Source organism: Bradyrhizobium lupini (assembly GCF_040939785.1).
In the GTDB taxonomy this organism is placed as follows: Bacteria; Pseudomonadota; Alphaproteobacteria; order Rhizobiales; family Xanthobacteraceae; genus Bradyrhizobium; species Bradyrhizobium canariense_D.
This window is the reverse complement of sequence record NZ_CP162553.1, coordinates 4,335,135-4,349,974: the sequence shown is the minus strand read 5'-3', so window position 1 is coordinate 4,349,974 and position 14,840 is coordinate 4,335,135. Positions and strand designations below refer to the sequence as shown.

18 protein-coding genes and 1 tRNA gene are annotated in these 14,840 nt (G+C 63.3%); 3 read left to right on the top strand and 16 right to left on the bottom strand.

Annotated features, from left to right (window positions below; all coding sequences use genetic code 11):
* Positions 1 to 3 precede the first annotated feature (3 nt).
* From AB3L03_RS20540 to AB3L03_RS20520, 5 genes are all read right to left on the bottom strand, one after another.
* Complete coding sequence (locus tag AB3L03_RS20540; RefSeq protein ID WP_368506958.1) at positions 4 to 828, bottom strand: alpha/beta fold hydrolase; 825 nt, start codon at positions 826 to 828, stop codon at positions 4 to 6.
* Between the two features lie 19 nt (positions 829 to 847).
* The gene (locus tag AB3L03_RS20535; protein ID WP_368506957.1) at positions 848 to 1,357 is read right to left on the bottom strand and encodes a hypothetical protein; all 510 of its coding nucleotides are present in this window, start codon (positions 1,355 to 1,357) and stop codon (positions 848 to 850) included.
* A gap of 226 nt (positions 1,358 to 1,583) precedes the next feature.
* A complete protein-coding gene (locus tag AB3L03_RS20530; RefSeq protein ID WP_007615494.1) occupies positions 1,584 to 1,892 on the bottom strand; it encodes an EthD family reductase in 309 nt (102 codons plus the stop codon).
* 236 nt (positions 1,893 to 2,128) lie between these two features.
* Positions 2,129 to 3,835, bottom strand: coding sequence for an FAD-dependent oxidoreductase (locus AB3L03_RS20525; RefSeq protein WP_247821031.1), 1,707 nt, complete (start codon positions 3,833 to 3,835; stop codon positions 2,129 to 2,131).
* Positions 3,836 to 3,861: 26 nt separating this feature from the next.
* Positions 3,862 to 4,074 carry a hypothetical protein gene (locus AB3L03_RS20520; RefSeq protein WP_085361131.1) on the bottom strand — a complete coding sequence of 71 codons (213 nt, stop codon included), beginning with the start codon at positions 4,072 to 4,074 and terminating at the stop codon, positions 3,862 to 3,864.
* 315 nt (positions 4,075 to 4,389) lie between these two features.
* On the opposite strand from AB3L03_RS20520, the gene AB3L03_RS20515 reads away from it, so the two are divergent.
* Positions 4,390 to 4,464 (top strand) — tRNA-Thr (locus AB3L03_RS20515).
* 825 nt (positions 4,465 to 5,289) lie between these two features.
* On the opposite strand, the gene AB3L03_RS20510 is transcribed toward AB3L03_RS20515, so the two are convergent.
* Positions 5,290 to 5,844 (bottom strand): DUF4440 domain-containing protein, encoded by a 555-nt coding sequence (locus tag AB3L03_RS20510; RefSeq protein ID WP_026232462.1) that lies wholly within the window; start codon positions 5,842 to 5,844, stop codon positions 5,290 to 5,292.
* Positions 5,845 to 5,920: 76 nt separating this feature from the next.
* On the opposite strand from AB3L03_RS20510, the gene AB3L03_RS20505 reads away from it, so the two are divergent.
* Positions 5,921 to 6,871, top strand: a complete 951-nt coding sequence (locus AB3L03_RS20505) for a LysR family transcriptional regulator (RefSeq protein WP_085361133.1) — start codon at positions 5,921 to 5,923, stop codon at positions 6,869 to 6,871.
* A gap of 212 nt (positions 6,872 to 7,083) precedes the next feature.
* On the opposite strand, the gene AB3L03_RS20500 is transcribed toward AB3L03_RS20505, so the two are convergent.
* The 5 genes from AB3L03_RS20500 to AB3L03_RS20480 form a co-directional block, all read right to left on the bottom strand.
* Positions 7,084 to 7,413 (bottom strand): hypothetical protein, encoded by a 330-nt coding sequence (locus AB3L03_RS20500; protein WP_085361134.1) that lies wholly within the window; start codon positions 7,411 to 7,413, stop codon positions 7,084 to 7,086.
* A gap of 132 nt (positions 7,414 to 7,545) precedes the next feature.
* Positions 7,546 to 8,022 carry a Crp/Fnr family transcriptional regulator gene (locus tag AB3L03_RS20495; RefSeq protein ID WP_018453100.1) on the bottom strand — a complete coding sequence of 159 codons (477 nt, stop codon included), beginning with the start codon at positions 8,020 to 8,022 and terminating at the stop codon, positions 7,546 to 7,548.
* 195 nt (positions 8,023 to 8,217) lie between these two features.
* Complete coding sequence (locus AB3L03_RS20490) at positions 8,218 to 8,847, bottom strand: ferric reductase-like transmembrane domain-containing protein (protein WP_026232461.1); 630 nt, start codon at positions 8,845 to 8,847, stop codon at positions 8,218 to 8,220.
* 11 nt (positions 8,848 to 8,858) lie between these two features.
* A complete protein-coding gene (locus AB3L03_RS20485; RefSeq protein ID WP_018453098.1) occupies positions 8,859 to 9,362 on the bottom strand; it encodes a twin-arginine translocation pathway signal in 504 nt (167 codons plus the stop codon).
* Between the two features lie 135 nt (positions 9,363 to 9,497).
* Positions 9,498 to 9,920: an MgtC/SapB family protein gene (locus AB3L03_RS20480; protein ID WP_018453097.1), complete on the bottom strand. Its 423-nt coding sequence runs from the start codon at positions 9,918 to 9,920 to the stop codon at positions 9,498 to 9,500.
* A gap of 232 nt (positions 9,921 to 10,152) precedes the next feature.
* On the opposite strand from AB3L03_RS20480, the gene AB3L03_RS20475 reads away from it, so the two are divergent.
* Positions 10,153 to 11,148, top strand: coding sequence for an LLM class flavin-dependent oxidoreductase (locus AB3L03_RS20475; RefSeq protein ID WP_368506956.1), 996 nt, complete (start codon positions 10,153 to 10,155; stop codon positions 11,146 to 11,148).
* A gap of 54 nt (positions 11,149 to 11,202) precedes the next feature.
* On the opposite strand, the gene AB3L03_RS20470 is transcribed toward AB3L03_RS20475, so the two are convergent.
* The 5 genes from AB3L03_RS20470 to AB3L03_RS20450 form a co-directional block, all read right to left on the bottom strand.
* The gene (locus AB3L03_RS20470) at positions 11,203 to 12,078 is read right to left on the bottom strand and encodes an amidohydrolase (RefSeq protein WP_085351535.1); all 876 of its coding nucleotides are present in this window, start codon (positions 12,076 to 12,078) and stop codon (positions 11,203 to 11,205) included.
* 13 nt (positions 12,079 to 12,091) lie between these two features.
* On the bottom strand, positions 12,092 to 12,484 hold the full coding sequence (locus AB3L03_RS20465; protein ID WP_018453094.1) for a RidA family protein: 393 nt from the start codon (positions 12,482 to 12,484) through the stop codon (positions 12,092 to 12,094).
* A 25-nt stretch (positions 12,485 to 12,509) separates the two neighbouring features.
* Entirely contained in the window at positions 12,510 to 13,313 is an 804-nt protein-coding gene (hpaH, locus tag AB3L03_RS20460) for a 2-oxo-hept-4-ene-1,7-dioate hydratase (RefSeq protein ID WP_368506955.1), read from the bottom strand.
* A 3-nt stretch (positions 13,314 to 13,316) separates the two neighbouring features.
* Entirely contained in the window at positions 13,317 to 14,126 is an 810-nt protein-coding gene (locus AB3L03_RS20455) for a fumarylacetoacetate hydrolase family protein (protein WP_368509063.1), read from the bottom strand.
* Positions 14,127 to 14,220: 94 nt separating this feature from the next.
* The gene (locus AB3L03_RS20450) at positions 14,221 to 14,838 is read right to left on the bottom strand and encodes a flavin reductase family protein (protein ID WP_368506954.1); all 618 of its coding nucleotides are present in this window, start codon (positions 14,836 to 14,838) and stop codon (positions 14,221 to 14,223) included.
* Positions 14,839 to 14,840 lie beyond the last annotated feature (2 nt).

Genomic DNA, 14,840 nt, shown 5'->3' with positions numbered 1-14,840 from the left:
CGCTCACTCCTTGAAGAACGCAAGCAGGTCCGCGTTGATGGTCTCGGCGTGCGTTGTCGGCATGCCGTGCGGGAAACCCTTGTAGGTCTTCAGCGTGCCGTTCTTCAAGAGCTTGGCCGACAGCGGCGCGGAGTCGGCGTAAGGCACGATCTGGTCGTCGTCGCCGTGCATCACCAGCACAGGCACATTGATCTTCTTCAGATCCTCGGTGAAGTCGGTTTGCGAAAACGCGACGATGCCGTCGTAATGGGCTTTCGCGCCGCCCATCATGCCCTGGCGCCACCAGTTCTGGATCACCGCTTCCGAGGGCTTTGCGCCGGGACGGTTGTAGCCATAGAAGGGGCCGGCCGCGATGTCGCGGTAGAAGCTGGCGCGGCCGGCAGCGAGCTGCACCTGGAAATCGTCGAACACGCTCTTGGGCAGGCCGCCGGGATTAGCCTCCGTCTTCAGCATCAGCGGCGGCACTGCGGAGAGGATCGCGGCCTTCGCCACCCGGCTCTCGCCATGGCGCGCGATGTAATGCACGACTTCGCCGCCGCCGGTGGAGTGGCCGACGTGGATTGCGTTCTTGAGATCGAGATGGGCCGTCACGGCTGCGAGATCATCGGCATAATGATCCATGTCGTGGCCGTCGGCGACCTGCGACGAACGGCCATGGCCGCGACGGTCATGCGCGATGACGCGATAGCCGCGCGTGACGAAGAACATCATCTGCGCGTCCCAGTCGTCAGCCGACAGCGGCCAGCCGTGACTGAACACGATCGGCTGGCCACTTCCCCAGTCCTTGTAGAAGATCTCGACGCCGTCCTTGGTGGTGATGGTGGGCATTGTCAGGCTCCTTGTATGTTCAGGCGAACGCCATCGGTTTGAAGCGGCGCCAGGCGCCGACGGTGAGCACCACGAAGAACACCAGCACGAGGCCCTGCACCACGGCGAACACCGGACCTCCGGGCGGCGCGGGCGCCACGGCGGGAGCGAGCGCGGCGAGTGCCGGCACCTTCAGGAACGACTGGATCACCAACACGAAGACGTTGAAATAGAGCGAGATCATCGCGGTCACGATGTAGACCGGGCGCCACACCCCAGCGAGCTTCATGCCGTAGAGCGCGACGCAGGCGATCGCGAGCAGCACCAGCGAGATGATGCCGATGATATGCGACGGCAGCAGCTCCTTGAACGGAAACAGGAAGCCGGTGGCACTGGTGAGGATCGTGAACGCTAAGAAAATCGCGGTGAGGCCCGGCATCGACTTCGAGCCGAGCAGGCCGAACATCACGACGAGGCCGGCGGCGATGCCGATCAGGCTGATGATGACATGAACCAGCGTGAAGGCGGGCAAGCTCAACCCAAGAACCATGACATCTCTCCTATTCTCTGCATCGAGTTCGGGAGATTGATATTACGGCCCTCATCAGATTGCCACACGCGCTGGCGTCACACATGCGTGCGCAGCCATGCGTCATCGTGCGAATCGAAAACGCATGGCTGAATTATTTGCACCGCTGTCACAAACGACGGCAGTTGTAGCCCGGATGGAGCGAAGCGAAATCCCGGGCTACGAGTCGACGAAGTCGAATCGCGGTTCACACTTCCTTGGTGTCGAAGATCAACAGGTCGGCGCCGCCACTGGCGAATTTCGGCACGTCGGCGCCGGTCGCCTTGCCTTCCGGGCTAGCGAATGCCGCCTGGATGTCGGCCGTGCTGTCGAAGGTGAGAATGGCGACGAGATGGATTCCGGAAGGTCCAGCGGGGGAGCCGACCGGCCCCTTGCTGATGGCGTACTTCTTCAAGCCTGGAAGTTTCTTGGCGAGCGGAATGTGGGTCTCGGCATAGTATTTGTCGAAGGCCGCAGCATCCGTGGGCGTTTTATACAGCACGACGATTTCAGCCATTTAGTCCTCCCGTTAAGCGCTTCTTTGTCGATCCTCATGGTGAGGAGGCGCGCGAGCGCCCTGCGGACGATGCTTGCGCATCGCCGCGCGAACCATGCAGGCCCGGCTTTGGCAGCTGGGCCTTCATCCTTCGAGACGCGCGCAATGCGCGCTCCTCAGGATGAGGAGATAGTCACGCATCACACCGCAAGATGGCAAGCCTCATTCGACTTGCCATTTACTTGCCTTGTCCTTGACTAAAGCGCCGGTTTTGCGGCGTCGCCGAGGAAGCCGTGCAGGGAGGCCACGACCTGGGCGCCTTCGCCGATGGCGCCGCCGACGCGCTTGACCGAGCCGGAGCGGACGTCGCCGACGGCGTACACGCCGGGCACCGACGTCTCCAGCGGCGCGACCAGCCGGCCCTGGTTCTGCTCGGACTGCGCGCCTGTGACGACGAAGCCGCCGCGATCGAGCGTGATGCCGCAGCCGTCGAGCCAGTTGGTGGCGGGATCGGCGCCGACGAACAGGAAGAGATTGCGGATGTCGGCGAAATCCTCGTCGGCCGAGAGCCGGCTCTTCCAGCGGATGCGCCGCAGCAGCGAGGCCTCGTCGCCTTCGAGCGCCGTGATCTCGGTGTTGAACATCAGTTCGATGTTCGGCGTGGCTTCGATGCGCTCGATGAGATAGCGCGACATGCTGGCGCCGAGACCGCCGCCGCGGATGATCATCAGCACTTTTTTGGCGTGCCCCGACAGGAACACAGCGGCCTGCCCCGCCGAGTTTCCGGCGCCGACCAGCGCCACTTCCTCGCCGGCGCAGAGCTTCGCCTCGACCGGCGAGGCCCAATACCAGACGCCACGGCCTTCGAACTTGTCGAGGTTCTCGATCTCGGGCCGGCGATAGCGTGCGCCGCTTGCGACCACCACCGCGCGCGAATGCAGGGGATCGCAGCCGTCAAGCGCCACCGAGAACGCGCCGTCCTTGCGCGTGCAGTCGAGCGACTTCACCGTCACCGGGATCATGATTTCCGCGCCGAACTTTTGTGCCTGGTTGAAGGCGCGCGCGGTCAGGGCCTGGCCGGAAATGCCGGTCGGAAAGCCCAGATAGTTTTCGATGCGCGCGCTGGCGCCGGCCTGGCCGCCGAAGGCGCGGGTGTCGAGCACGGCGACGGAGAGGCCTTCGGACGCGGCATACACGGCCGTGGCGAGCCCGGCTGGCCCCGAGCCGACGATCGCGACGTCGTAGATACGGTCGTTGCGCGGACCGCCGATCATGCCGATCGCGCGCGCAAGCTCGGTTTCGCCGGGATTGCGCAGCACCGCACCATCGGGTGTGACGACCAGCGGCCAGTCGTCCGGCTTGGGCGAATAACGCGCGATGACGTCGGCGGCGTCGCGATCGCGCGCGGGATCGAGCAGATGATGCGGCTGGCCGTTGCGGGTGAGGAAGCCCTGCAACCGCACCACGCCTGCCGAATGCGACGGACCGATCAGCACCACGCCGCCGACGCCGCCCTGGAGCAGATTGACCCGGCGCAGGATCAGCGCGCGCATGATGCGCTCGCCGAGTTCGGCCTCGGCGACCAGCAGCGCGCGCAGCCGCTCCGGCGGCAACAGCAGCGTCTCGACATCGCCTTCGGCGCGGCCGTCGACCAGCGCCGGCCGTCCGGAGAGCTGGCTCAGCTCGGCCAAAAATTGCCCCGGCCCCTGATCGATCAACGGCGTGACATGGCCGAGGCCGTCGCGCTGGGTGATGGCGACGTGGCCCTTGAGCACGACGAACATGCCGGGTCCCGGCTTACCGGTCTCGAACAGGAATTCCCCATCGGCATAGTTGCGGACCTCGCCGAAATGCCTGACACGCTCGATCTCGGCTGGTGTCAGCGCCGGAAAGGTCTGTTCAGGGCGGGTGAACCGCGACATCTGCGCGTCACTCTCGGGTCGTTGCGATTCGTCCTGCCCCATTGCCACGTCCATGCACTCCAAAAATTCTAGTCGCCGGTCTTGCCGGCTATCTCGCCGGCGGCCCCCTCATCTAGGGAACCATCTTCATTCTGCGAGGGGTCGGTGCTTGCGGCGCGTTCGCGCGCCTGCATCTTCCGCCGCTTCAGGTTTTCGCGCAGCGCCGATTTGAGCCGGTCGTCGCGGGACGCCCTCGCCTGTCTGGCGTCCTGCTTCGTGCTCTTGTCGTTCTCGTCTGCCATCACCGGTCCATTACAGCGATCGGCGATAACATGCCCGAGGAATAAGGCGGCTCAAGAGGCCTGCGCGATCCGATCGTGCGAAAATCGAAATGGATCGAATCCGGCGTATCGGGCAACTGGCCAGTTGGGTGGGGATATCGGAACCTATTCCGCGGAAAGTCGGCCGTTTCGCGCCAGAACAGGCATTTTGGCCCCGATATCGACCCGATTTTATCGCTTTGGCAGAGCTAGCAAGCTTGCACAGGAGGGGGCCTTGTGGCAGATATCGGCCCGCTTGGTAGGCCCTCGTGGCGGCCGATTCTTATCCCAGCACATGCTGCCGTAGCTCAGTGGTAGAGCACTCCATTGGTAATGGAGAGGTCGACAGTTCAATCCTGTCTGGCAGCACCATTCCCTCGCTCAAATCACACATGAAACAGCCTTCTCGCGGCATGAGATGCCCGAGTTTTGCTTCTACCTTGACCCTCCTCTGTGAAGAGGGCGCAGGGAAGACCGGGTGCCGGCTGGCACCCGCGGTCCGCTGCGCGAAAATGTAGCGCAAAAAGACCGCACAGCAGCATACAGGTGACGCCGAACACTCGGCCTTCCCTGCGCAGTGGGTTGACGGCTTATGCCGCGCTCTCCCCGGCGACGAGTTCCTTTTTGTCACCGTCGCCTTGCGAATTGACGATGCATTGAGACCCGGTTGAGCCTCGATCCATCTCCGCAAGGCTTGACCGTAGCAACGACGGCCAGGACCACACGATTTTGCCGTACGCAGCGATCCGGCTTCGCCAAGAGGCTTCGCCGGACACAGGCGCCGTTCGTCCGCACGCAACAGGACCTCACGAGGTTCATCTCGCCCTGGTTCCGCCTTCGCGTGCCCGACACTGCCGCGTCCACCGCCCCCCGATCCACGTACGTTACGACGGACGATCGCCCCTCTCCCTGGACCGGGATGGCGGATTGATACTGCGATTCCGAATTTCGGTAAAGTGGAATATTTTTGTGGAGGAGGGTTGACGAGATTTTGCAGGAGAGAGGTGTTTTGCCCGACGGGTCAGATTTGCCTGCCTAGCGCGCGCCTAAGCACGTATATCGCCCCACCTATGGAAGGGGATACAAGCCGACGTCGAGCAGACTTCCGCTATGGGGCCAAAAGGGGAAGTGGACCTGCATGTAATGCAGTCTTCGGCGCAATCGATCCTTCTTCTGATAAGACGCCAGTTGCCGCGGTCATTCATCCTTACGTCCGCCGCGAGCAATCGTCGCCGCCTCCTGCAACGTAACGCCATGAACCAGCGGGTCTGCGTGGCGATGGACTAACTGCCATTCAGAACCGTCCTTGCGATAGATTTCCGTAACTCGGAGCGACCAGTCTTGTTTTGGTAAGCTCCCGACTTCGGCATATTGCCGCTCGACCATGACGAGAACGACCAGCTTGTCCGATGCATAGGTTTGCACGACCTCCAAGGTCGTCTCACCGTTCTTGAAAAACTGAGATAGCTTCGCCAAACGTTCAGGACTTGCGTCGAACCCGTGGCTAGTTGGGCCGCCGAATGGTTGCATTAACGTGAAGTCACTGGCGATGCGAACAAGGGCCAGCCAACGATCCATGTCCCCGCGCATGAAGGCCGCGTTTTTCGCAGCGGCGCGCTCGATAAGGTGAGCGACGTCGTCACTGGCAGCCACACTAGCGCAAAATCGAGGGGTCAACGATGCCGCAGCGACTGTCGTGATCGCGGACCGCCGTGACAGCGTTCCTGGCCAGTTTGCATGGTGTTTGGTCATTTCAGCTCCTGTGGCTAACGTTGCGCAATCCATGGAGCTTTCAGAGACATGAATCCAGTGATATAACCTCAGCAATATGCTGAACCACATTTCCTTGTCAAAAGTCGATCTTAACTTGCTGCTGGTCTTCCACACTGTGCTGGAGGAGAGCCACGTGGCGCGAGCGGCTAGCCGCTTGAACATCACCCCTTCTGCCGTAAGTCATTCACTTGGGCGGCTACGGCATCTATTTAATGACCCCCTGTTCTTACGGACGCCGAAGGGTGTTGTGCCGACGGAGCGTGCGCTGGAACTCGGCGAGCCAGTAGGAGATATCCTTTCTCGCGTAGGGCGCGTATTTGCTTCAGCTACGCCCTTCGACGCGACTACAAGTAGCCGCCGTTTTTCCATTGGCGCTCCTGATGCGATCATGGACACGGTGATGGGACCATTTGCGGGGCGGCTCAGGAGAAAGGCACCCCGTGCCGACCTGAGCTTGATCCATCTGATGCCAGGGCGGCATGCAAGCGCTGTGGAGCACCCTTGGCGGTCAAGCCTGGAGAAGCTGGAGAAGCGCGAAATCGACTTGGCCATCCTGCCCCTGGGCACAGTGCCAACCCGCTTCCAGGCAAGAAAGCTTTACGATGAGTGTTTCGTGGTCGCGATGCGCAAGGGAAACGGATTCGCCCGCGCACCAACGATTGCTGCATTCTGCAGAGCACAGCATCTTCTTGTGTCGCTCGACGGCGATCCGCGAGGTTTTGTCGACCAACTCCTGGAGAAGCGCGGCCTCCAGCGCCGCATTGTCCTGACCGTGCCCACCTTTATGATGGCACTCACGCAAATTTCAAACTCGGACTTGATAGCAACATTGCCGCGCCGTCTCGTCGAGAGATACGCGGCTCGTTTCGCGCTGCAATTGGTTGAGCTTCCTTTGAAGCGGAAGTCCGATGCAATCATGGCCATTACGACCAAGGCAGCAATGATGGATGCGGGCATTGCGTGGTTGACGGAAGAAATCGCCGCTGAGGTTGGCTCCCTCAGCTGAGGATGTCTCTTATATTCCTTAAAGCACATTTTAGGCCTATGGGGCCTTAGCGAACCTCAACTTCCCCGCGACCGCCGCTTCGGGGTCACTTGCGGGCATCGCCCGAGCGAGAGCTCCAGTCAGTTTTGGCCAGGAATTGCATAGCATTGCTCGGTGACGAAGCATGATGGGTTTCGCAAGTGCTCTACCCATCCTACGCGAGCTGACTGGATCTACCGCCGACCACGGCGCCACGAGGCCCCGATCAGCCAGAACACGAACCGGACAAACAGGATCGCGGCCGTGATCTGGATCCAAAGGAAACCACCGAGTTCGCGCAAGACAATTTCGGCCTGAGCGCCCCAATAACCAGGAAGCGCATCGCCGACAGCTTCAATAGCGTGCGTGCCTGTTCGCAGGGCCCATCGGACCCACTCAGGCTTGTAAAAGAGCGTCGCGCCGAGCAGAATCCAAGTCAGAAAAGCAGTGCTGACTCTGAAGGAGTGCACCTTGGCGTGGTGCTTGAACGCCGCGAACCGTCCATTATCTCCGGCTTGAGCCATGTTAGTTTCCTATTCGAAGCCTACGGTGCCGGGGAGTTCGTAGGATGGGTACAGCGAAACGAAAATCCATGGAAGATTTGCGCGGTGACGAGACATGATGGGTTTCGCTTCGCTCTACCCATGCTACGCATGTCAACTCTCGTCACCCACCTGATGCCCCGCTAACCGATCGTCTGAACGGCGCAGCCGTCGGCATAGCTCGCGATTGATGTTTTGCAGGACGATCACATAGGTGTGGATATCGGCCTTGTAGCAAGCGTAGAGCTTCTGGGCGGTCAGCTCGTAAAGCACGGTCGGACTCTCCGCGACCACCGTGGCGGATCGATTTTGCATTTCAATCAGCGTCATCTCACCGAAGAAATCGCCGGGCTCCAGAACGGAAATCGGGATGACGTTGCCCGCATTCGCCCGCTTGCTCACCGCCAGCCGGCCGGATTTGACGATGAACAGCGAGCGTCCGGGCTCGCCCTCCGTCACGACGGTTGCTCCGGTATCAAATCGGCACTCAACCAGCATCGACATCAGGAGGTCGAGACTTTGATCCGGGATACCGCCGAAGAACGGTGTGGCGAGCAGGAATGCTCTCAGGTCGGGGACACTGACGGCCATCGCGCGAGGATAATCTTGACCGCCTTCCCGGGCAAGCGGAGCCGATACCAGCGGTAACGACGCCGAACGTGTTGGAACAAGGGGGTCAGCGAAAGTTTCGGAGCTCGTAGGCTGGGCGAAGCGAAGCGTGCCCACCAACCACCATTGATAGATAGATGGTGGGCACGGCGCTACGCGCCTTTGCCCACCCTACGCTTACGGCCGCGCAATGCTGCTATCGCGCAACGTCCGCCTTCTCCAGAGATCAACCATCACCTTGACGGTCGCCGCCAGCACAGCTGCGCAAAGCGCAGCCTTCGAGATCGTCTCCATCGTCCCCTCGATCAGCAGGCAATGGGCGACGCTGCCTGCGACGATGACGATCGCGAGGGGAATATGGACGATGCGCCACGTGCGCAACCGCAATCCCAGCCGCCGGCGCAGCAGAGCCAGGAGCGCAACAATGAAGATGGCCCACATGGCGGTCACGCCGAAGGGGGAGAACGGTGTCGGTGACGTATAAGTCAGGGCGTCGATCATGTCGGGCGGGCTGGTGATCCAGAGGCCGGCGACGTGGATCACCACCGCCAGAGCCAGCGTGCCGCCGATCCAGTGGTGGGCGCGCCGGCCGCGATAGGCCGACAGTCCCGGCAGATATCCGCCGATCAGCAGGGGCTGAGCGAGCACGAGACCGAGCGCAATGATGCCAGCGAAGCCGGCGAGGATGTAGACCGGGCCGCGCCATGTGAGCTGTTCGCTTCCCGCAGCGAGCGCGATCGGCACGCCGATGGCCAAGGCAAGGGCGATCCAGATCAGGGGCGCCCGGGCCGATCTCCGCCCCTTCATCTCCAATGCGATCAGGCCGGCTGCAGGACGAAGTGCGCCTCGAGGCTGGTTTCCTTTGCGCTCCGCATTATCGGCCGCAGGAAGACGGTTTTGAATTCACCGCTGTCATAGGCGAGGTGGCCATGCGGCTGGCCGAAGATGGGAATGATCTGCGGCATTTCGAGCCGGAACTTGCCGTCCTTGTCGGTGAGCGTGGCGCCATGACTCTGCGGCTCGTGCTCCTGGCCTTCGACCGTGTGCGCCCAGATCTGGATGCGCTGCCCGGCCAAGGGAGTCCCGTCGCCGGCGCGGCGCACGGTGCCGCTCATCCAGAAGCCACCCTTTCCGATCCGCTCCACGATCGCCGCGCCCTTGCGGTAGTTGTTCGCCCCGCCAGACATCGTCTCGGTCGGTGCGAGGCCGTCCGCGCGTGCAGGCAACAGCAGGCCGGGGACGCCGGTCGCCAAGAGCCCGGTTGCGAGGATCGAGCCGCCCGCGGCGAGGAGGCTCCGGCGATTGAGTACGACCGTGGTCATGTCGGTTCCTCCTGGCGAGCGTCCAAAGGCTCAGTGAGTGTACAAGAAAACGCGCCAGACGCACAGTTGGGCCGGGGGACGCAGCGGGTCGCGATGACGTTGTTGTGAACGGGGTGCAGGCCGCTCGCACATGCATCAGTGATCGTCTTCTTCCTTGACCAGCGTCAACAAGCGAAGCGTCAGGAACGTGAATACGGCGACCGTCACCGCGACATCAAAAGCGCCGAGCCCGACGGAGACGCCGATGGCGCCGGTCGCCCAGAGGCTCGCGGCCGTCGCGGTCCCCTGCACCGAATTCCCCTGCTTGAGAATTGCGCCACCGCCGATGAAGCCGATGCCGGTGATGAGGCCCTCGATCACCTTCGCCATTCCGTCAGGCGAATGCACGAGCAGGCTTTCGCTGGCCTGCACGAAGCCGCAGCTTGCCATTGCGACCAGTGGAAAGGTGCGCAAGCCCGCGCTTCGCGCCCGCTTCTCGCGGTCCCAGCCAATGGGAACGGCGAGTGCGAAGGCCGCAGCCAGCGCAACGACATGAACACCAATGTTGAATCTGTCCAAAGAAAGCCCCCGAAATGAAAATCGTCGCCGTTGATCAAACCGGCCGGCAACGCGGCAATGCGGCCCGCGGTTTCCATACAGGCGAATTTGCCGCATGCAGCGCAGCGATGGCCCCGTCTCCGCGCGATGGAGCCGCCGGCGCAGCACCATGATCGTTTCGGCTGGTATTCCTGCGACCGGCTCCTACATGTCGAGTCCACGTTACCACCGCACGCTCCATCCGGACCCTTCCATGATCCCCTTCTCCGTGCTCGACCTCGCGCCCATCCGCCAAGGCGGCGATGCGTCACAAGCGTTCCGCAATTCGCTCGATCTCGCGCAGCATGCGGAGGGCTGGGGATACAAGCGGTTCTGGCTGGCCGAGCATCACAACATGACGGGGATCGCGAGCGCGGCGACGTCGGTGGTGATCGGGCATATCGCGGGCGGGACGAAGACGATCCGGGTCGGGTCCGGCGGGATCATGCTGCCGAACCATTCGCCGCTCGTCATCGCCGAGCAGTTCGGCACGCTGGCTTCGCTCTATCCCGGGCGGATCGATCTCGGGCTCGGGCGGGCACCGGGCACCGACCAATTTACCGCACGCGCCCTGCGGCGCGACCTCGCGACGAGTTCGGAAAACTTTCCGCAGGACGTGCTGGAGTTGCAGGCGCTGCTCGGCGACGTGCAGCCGAACCAGGCCATCCGGGCCGTGCCGGGCATGGGGACGAAGGTGCCGCTGTGGATCCTGGGATCCAGCACCTTTGGCGCGCAGCTCGCAGGGATGCTCGGCCTGCCGTTCGCGTTCGCTTCACACTTCGCACCGCAAATGATGATGCCGGCGCTGCGGGAGTATCGGGCGCGGTTCGAACCCTCGACGCAGCTCGACAAGCCCTATGCGATGGTCGGCGTCAACGTGTTCGCCGCCGACAGCGACGCGGACGCGCAGCGCATGTTCTCCTCGCTGCAGCAGCAGTTCATCAATCTGCGCCGCGGCACGCCCGGCCCGCTGCCGCCGCCGGTCGACGACATGGACGCGCTGTGGTCGCCAGCCGAGAAGGCGATGGTCGGCCAGTCGCTGTCGTGCTCGGCGGTCGGCTCGCCTGACATGGTCGAAGCGAAGCTGAAGGCGCTGATCGCCGAGACCGGCGCGGACGAATTGATGACCACGGGCCAGATCTACGACCATGCCGCGCGGCTGCGCTCGTTCGAGATCGCGGCCGGGGTAAGGGATCGGTTGGCGGGGTGAGCGGGTGCGATTGTTGCGACGGTGAAGCTGCGCTCGTGGCAGGCCGTGAGCGCCCTAATCCGGAAAGCCGAACAGCTTGGCCGGATTGTGCACCAGGATCTTCTCCAGCGTCGACTGGTCGGGCGCGTAGCGGTACATCAACTCCAGCAGATCGGCGTCGTTGGGCGGCTGCTTGACCGAGACCGGGTGCGGCCAGTCGCTGGCCCAGACGCAGCGGTCGACTGCTGCCTCGATATAGGCACGCGCGATCGGGATGACGTCGTCGTAGGGCGGCCCGAGCTTCGAGGTCTTCTCGCCGAGCGACAGCATCACCCAGAAATTGCCCTTGCCGAGCAGCTCCAGCATCTTGCGCAGGTTCGGATCGTTCCTGCCGGCTTCAGGATCGGGCCGTGCCATGTGGTCGATCAGCACGGGCACGTCGAGATTCTCGTATTTGGCGACGCTGGAGACGATGCCGTCCTTCTCGGGCTGGATCTTGACGTACCAGCCGAGCTCGCGGATGCGCGCAATCGCGCGGGCAAAATCGGCATCCGACAGCACAGCGCCGAGCTCCTGGCGGAAGCTGAAGCGCGCGCCGCGGACCCCAGCATCATGCAGCTTGGCAAGATACGAATCGTTCGCCTCGGCGAACACCAGCGCGTTGGCGCAGCCGCGATAGTTCGGGCCCATCGCGGCGAGACCGTCGAGCACGACGGCATGGTCGGCGCCATACGTCGTGGTCTGCACGATGATGCCGCGCTCGATGCCGAGCGTCTTGTGCACGCGCAGCGCCGCCTCCCAGGTCGCGGTCGGCATCCGATAGGCAGCACCGGGACGCTCCGGATATTTGTCGAGGGGGCCGAGCACGTGAAACTGGCTGTCGACGGATTTGGGCGGCGGCGCCTTGACCGGGCGGCGCGGGTTCGGGTCGAACGGAAGATAGGTTGGCATGCGCAAAACTCCCTCAGTCGATTACGGCGGTGAAGTCGCACTGCACCAGCGCGCCGCCGTCCATGTTGTCCATCGGCAGCGCGTGGCGCGCCGGGCGCGAATGCTCGTCCGGAAACATCTTCAGCCACTCGACATTGACCGGGCCGCGCTGCGTACGGTCCTTCAGCCACACCGTCATCTTGATGATGTCGTCGGTGGTGCCGCCGGCAGCCTCGACCGTCGCCTTCATATGCGCGAACATGTTGGCACATTGCGCTTCCAGGCTCTCGGGCATCGCACCAGTCGCATCGCGGCCGAGAATGACGCCCGACATCACGAGATTGCCGATGCGGCAGGCGTTCGGAATCGGGTTGGCATGCTTGAAGCCGCCGATATGGATGCTCTTGCGCCGCGTGTGACCGGTCATGATGCGCTCCCTTTCATGTGTTGATTCAGACGAACTGGCACGACACCGAGCCGAACGCGCCATAATCGGCATGAAACGTGTCGCCGCGGCGAATGTCGACCGGACGCGTGAACGATCCCGCCAGCACCACCTCGCCGGCGGCCAGATGCTCGTCATGCGGCGCGAGGCGGTTGGCGAGCCAGGCAATGCCGTTGGCGGGATGGTTGAGCACGCCGGCGGCAAGCCCGGTTTCCTCGACCTCGCCGTTGCGGAACAACAGCGCGCCTATCCAGCGCATGTCCGCGTCCATCGGACGGAACGGCCGGCCGCCAAGCACCAGCGCGGCGTTCGCCGCGTTGTCCGAGATCGTGTCCATGACTTTTCGCGCCTTGCCCGTTTCGGGATCGACGCGGTGCATGCGCGTCTCCAGGATCTCCAGCGCCGGGGTGACGTAGTCGGTGGCGTTGAGCACGTCGAAGATGGTGCAATCGGGCCCGCGCAGCGGCGCCTTCAGCACGAAGGCGAGCTCGACCTCGATTCGCGGCGCCTGGAAGCGGTCGAACGCAATCGGCGTGGCGTCGGCATAGAACATGTCGGCGAACAGCACGCCGTAATCGGGTTCGGAAATGCCGACCGCGTTCTGCATCGCTTTCGAGGTCAGGCCGATCTTGTGGCCCTTGATGACCCGGCCGCGACCGAGCTGGAGCTTGGTCCAGGCGCGCTGAACGGCATAGGCATCCTCGATGCTGAAATCGGGATAGTCTTTGGTGAACATCGTGATCAGCGACTTGGTGCGCTCGGCTTCGTCGAGCCGCGCGGCAAGGCGTTCGATCGTGGCAGTGTCCAGCATGACCTACTGCTCCGCCGCGACGGTGTTGCGCAGCACGCCGATGCGGCTGGATTCGACCTCGACGACATCACCGACTTTGAGCCAGCGCGGCGGGTCGAAGCGGGCGCCGGCGCCGGTCGGCGTGCCCGTCACGATCATGTCGCCGGGCTTGAGGGTTGCGAAGGTCGAGAGATAGGAGATCAGGAAATCGAACGGAAACATCAGCCGTTCGGTGGTGTCCTGCTGCCGCACCTCGCCGTTGACGCGGGTGACGATGTCGTGAGTCCCGCGCGGGTCGAGCTCGTCCGCGGTGACGATCCACGGACCGACGCTGCCGGAGCGGTCGAAATTCTTGCCCTGCGTGACGTTGAACTTGCCGTGGCGGAGCCAGTCGCGGATCGTGCCCTCGTTGCACAGCGTCATGCCGAAGATGTGCGCCCAGGCCTTTTCGCGCGGAATGTGGCGGCCGCCCTGGCCAATCACGATGACGAGCTCGCCTTCATAGTCGAGCTGCTCGGAGACGTGAGGCTTCTCCAGCGGCTGGCCTGAGCCCGTCATCGAGGACATGCTGCGCACGAACAGACTGGGATATTTGGGCAGGTCAGAGCTGTCCTTATACTCCGCATTGCGCTCGGCGTAATTGACTCCGATGCACCAGAGCTTTTCCGGCGCCAGCACCGGCGGAAGCAGCACGAGCTCTTCCAGCGCGTAGTCCGGCTTTTGTCCGGCGACGGCTTCCTGCGCGTCGGCCAGCGCGTTGGCTGCGATCAGCGCCCTGACGTCGGAGAAGTCGCGGCCGATCCGCCGGGTCAGATCGACGACACCGCCTTCCATGACGGCACCGTAGCGCGGCTCTCCGTCCACGAGATAGCTTAGAGTCGCATGGTCGTTCTCCAATGGTCTTGGGGCGCGCGCGGGGGCGGCGCGCTCAGTCTTTCGATTTGGGAGTCTGGAACACGCCGTGCAGCGTCACGATCTCGCCGAGCCGGGCGTAGCGCGGCCCGCCGATGCGCGCGATCGGATCGAGCGCGACGGTTTCGACCTTGCCGTCGTTCACGAGGCCGTCGCGGAGGTGGAACATCACGACTTCGCCCACGATGAGACGGCTGCGGGCGTCGCCGAATTCGAGGCACTGCCGAAAGCGGCACTCCATCGCAACGGGTGCAACGCTGAGCCGCGGCACCTTGATGCGCTCGCTCGGGAGCGTCTCAAGGCCGAGCTCCGCGACCTCGCTGATCTCGGGCGGATGCTCGACCGATGAGTCGTGCACCGCCTGCATCAGCGGGGTATCGGCGATGTGGATGACGTATTCCTCGGTGTCGAGGATGTTATGCGCGGTGTCCTTGTAGTCGGCGCCCTTGCGGCCGACGCTGATCGCGAGCATCGGCGGCTTCTGCGAGACGAAGGTGAAGGCGCTGAACGGCGCGAGGTTGAGCACGCCGGAGCGCGACAGGCTCGTCACCCAGGCGATCGGACGCGGCACCACGATGCCGGTCATCAGCCGGTAGATGCGCTCGGCGCCGAGCTCGGTGGGGTCGATCCGCATCG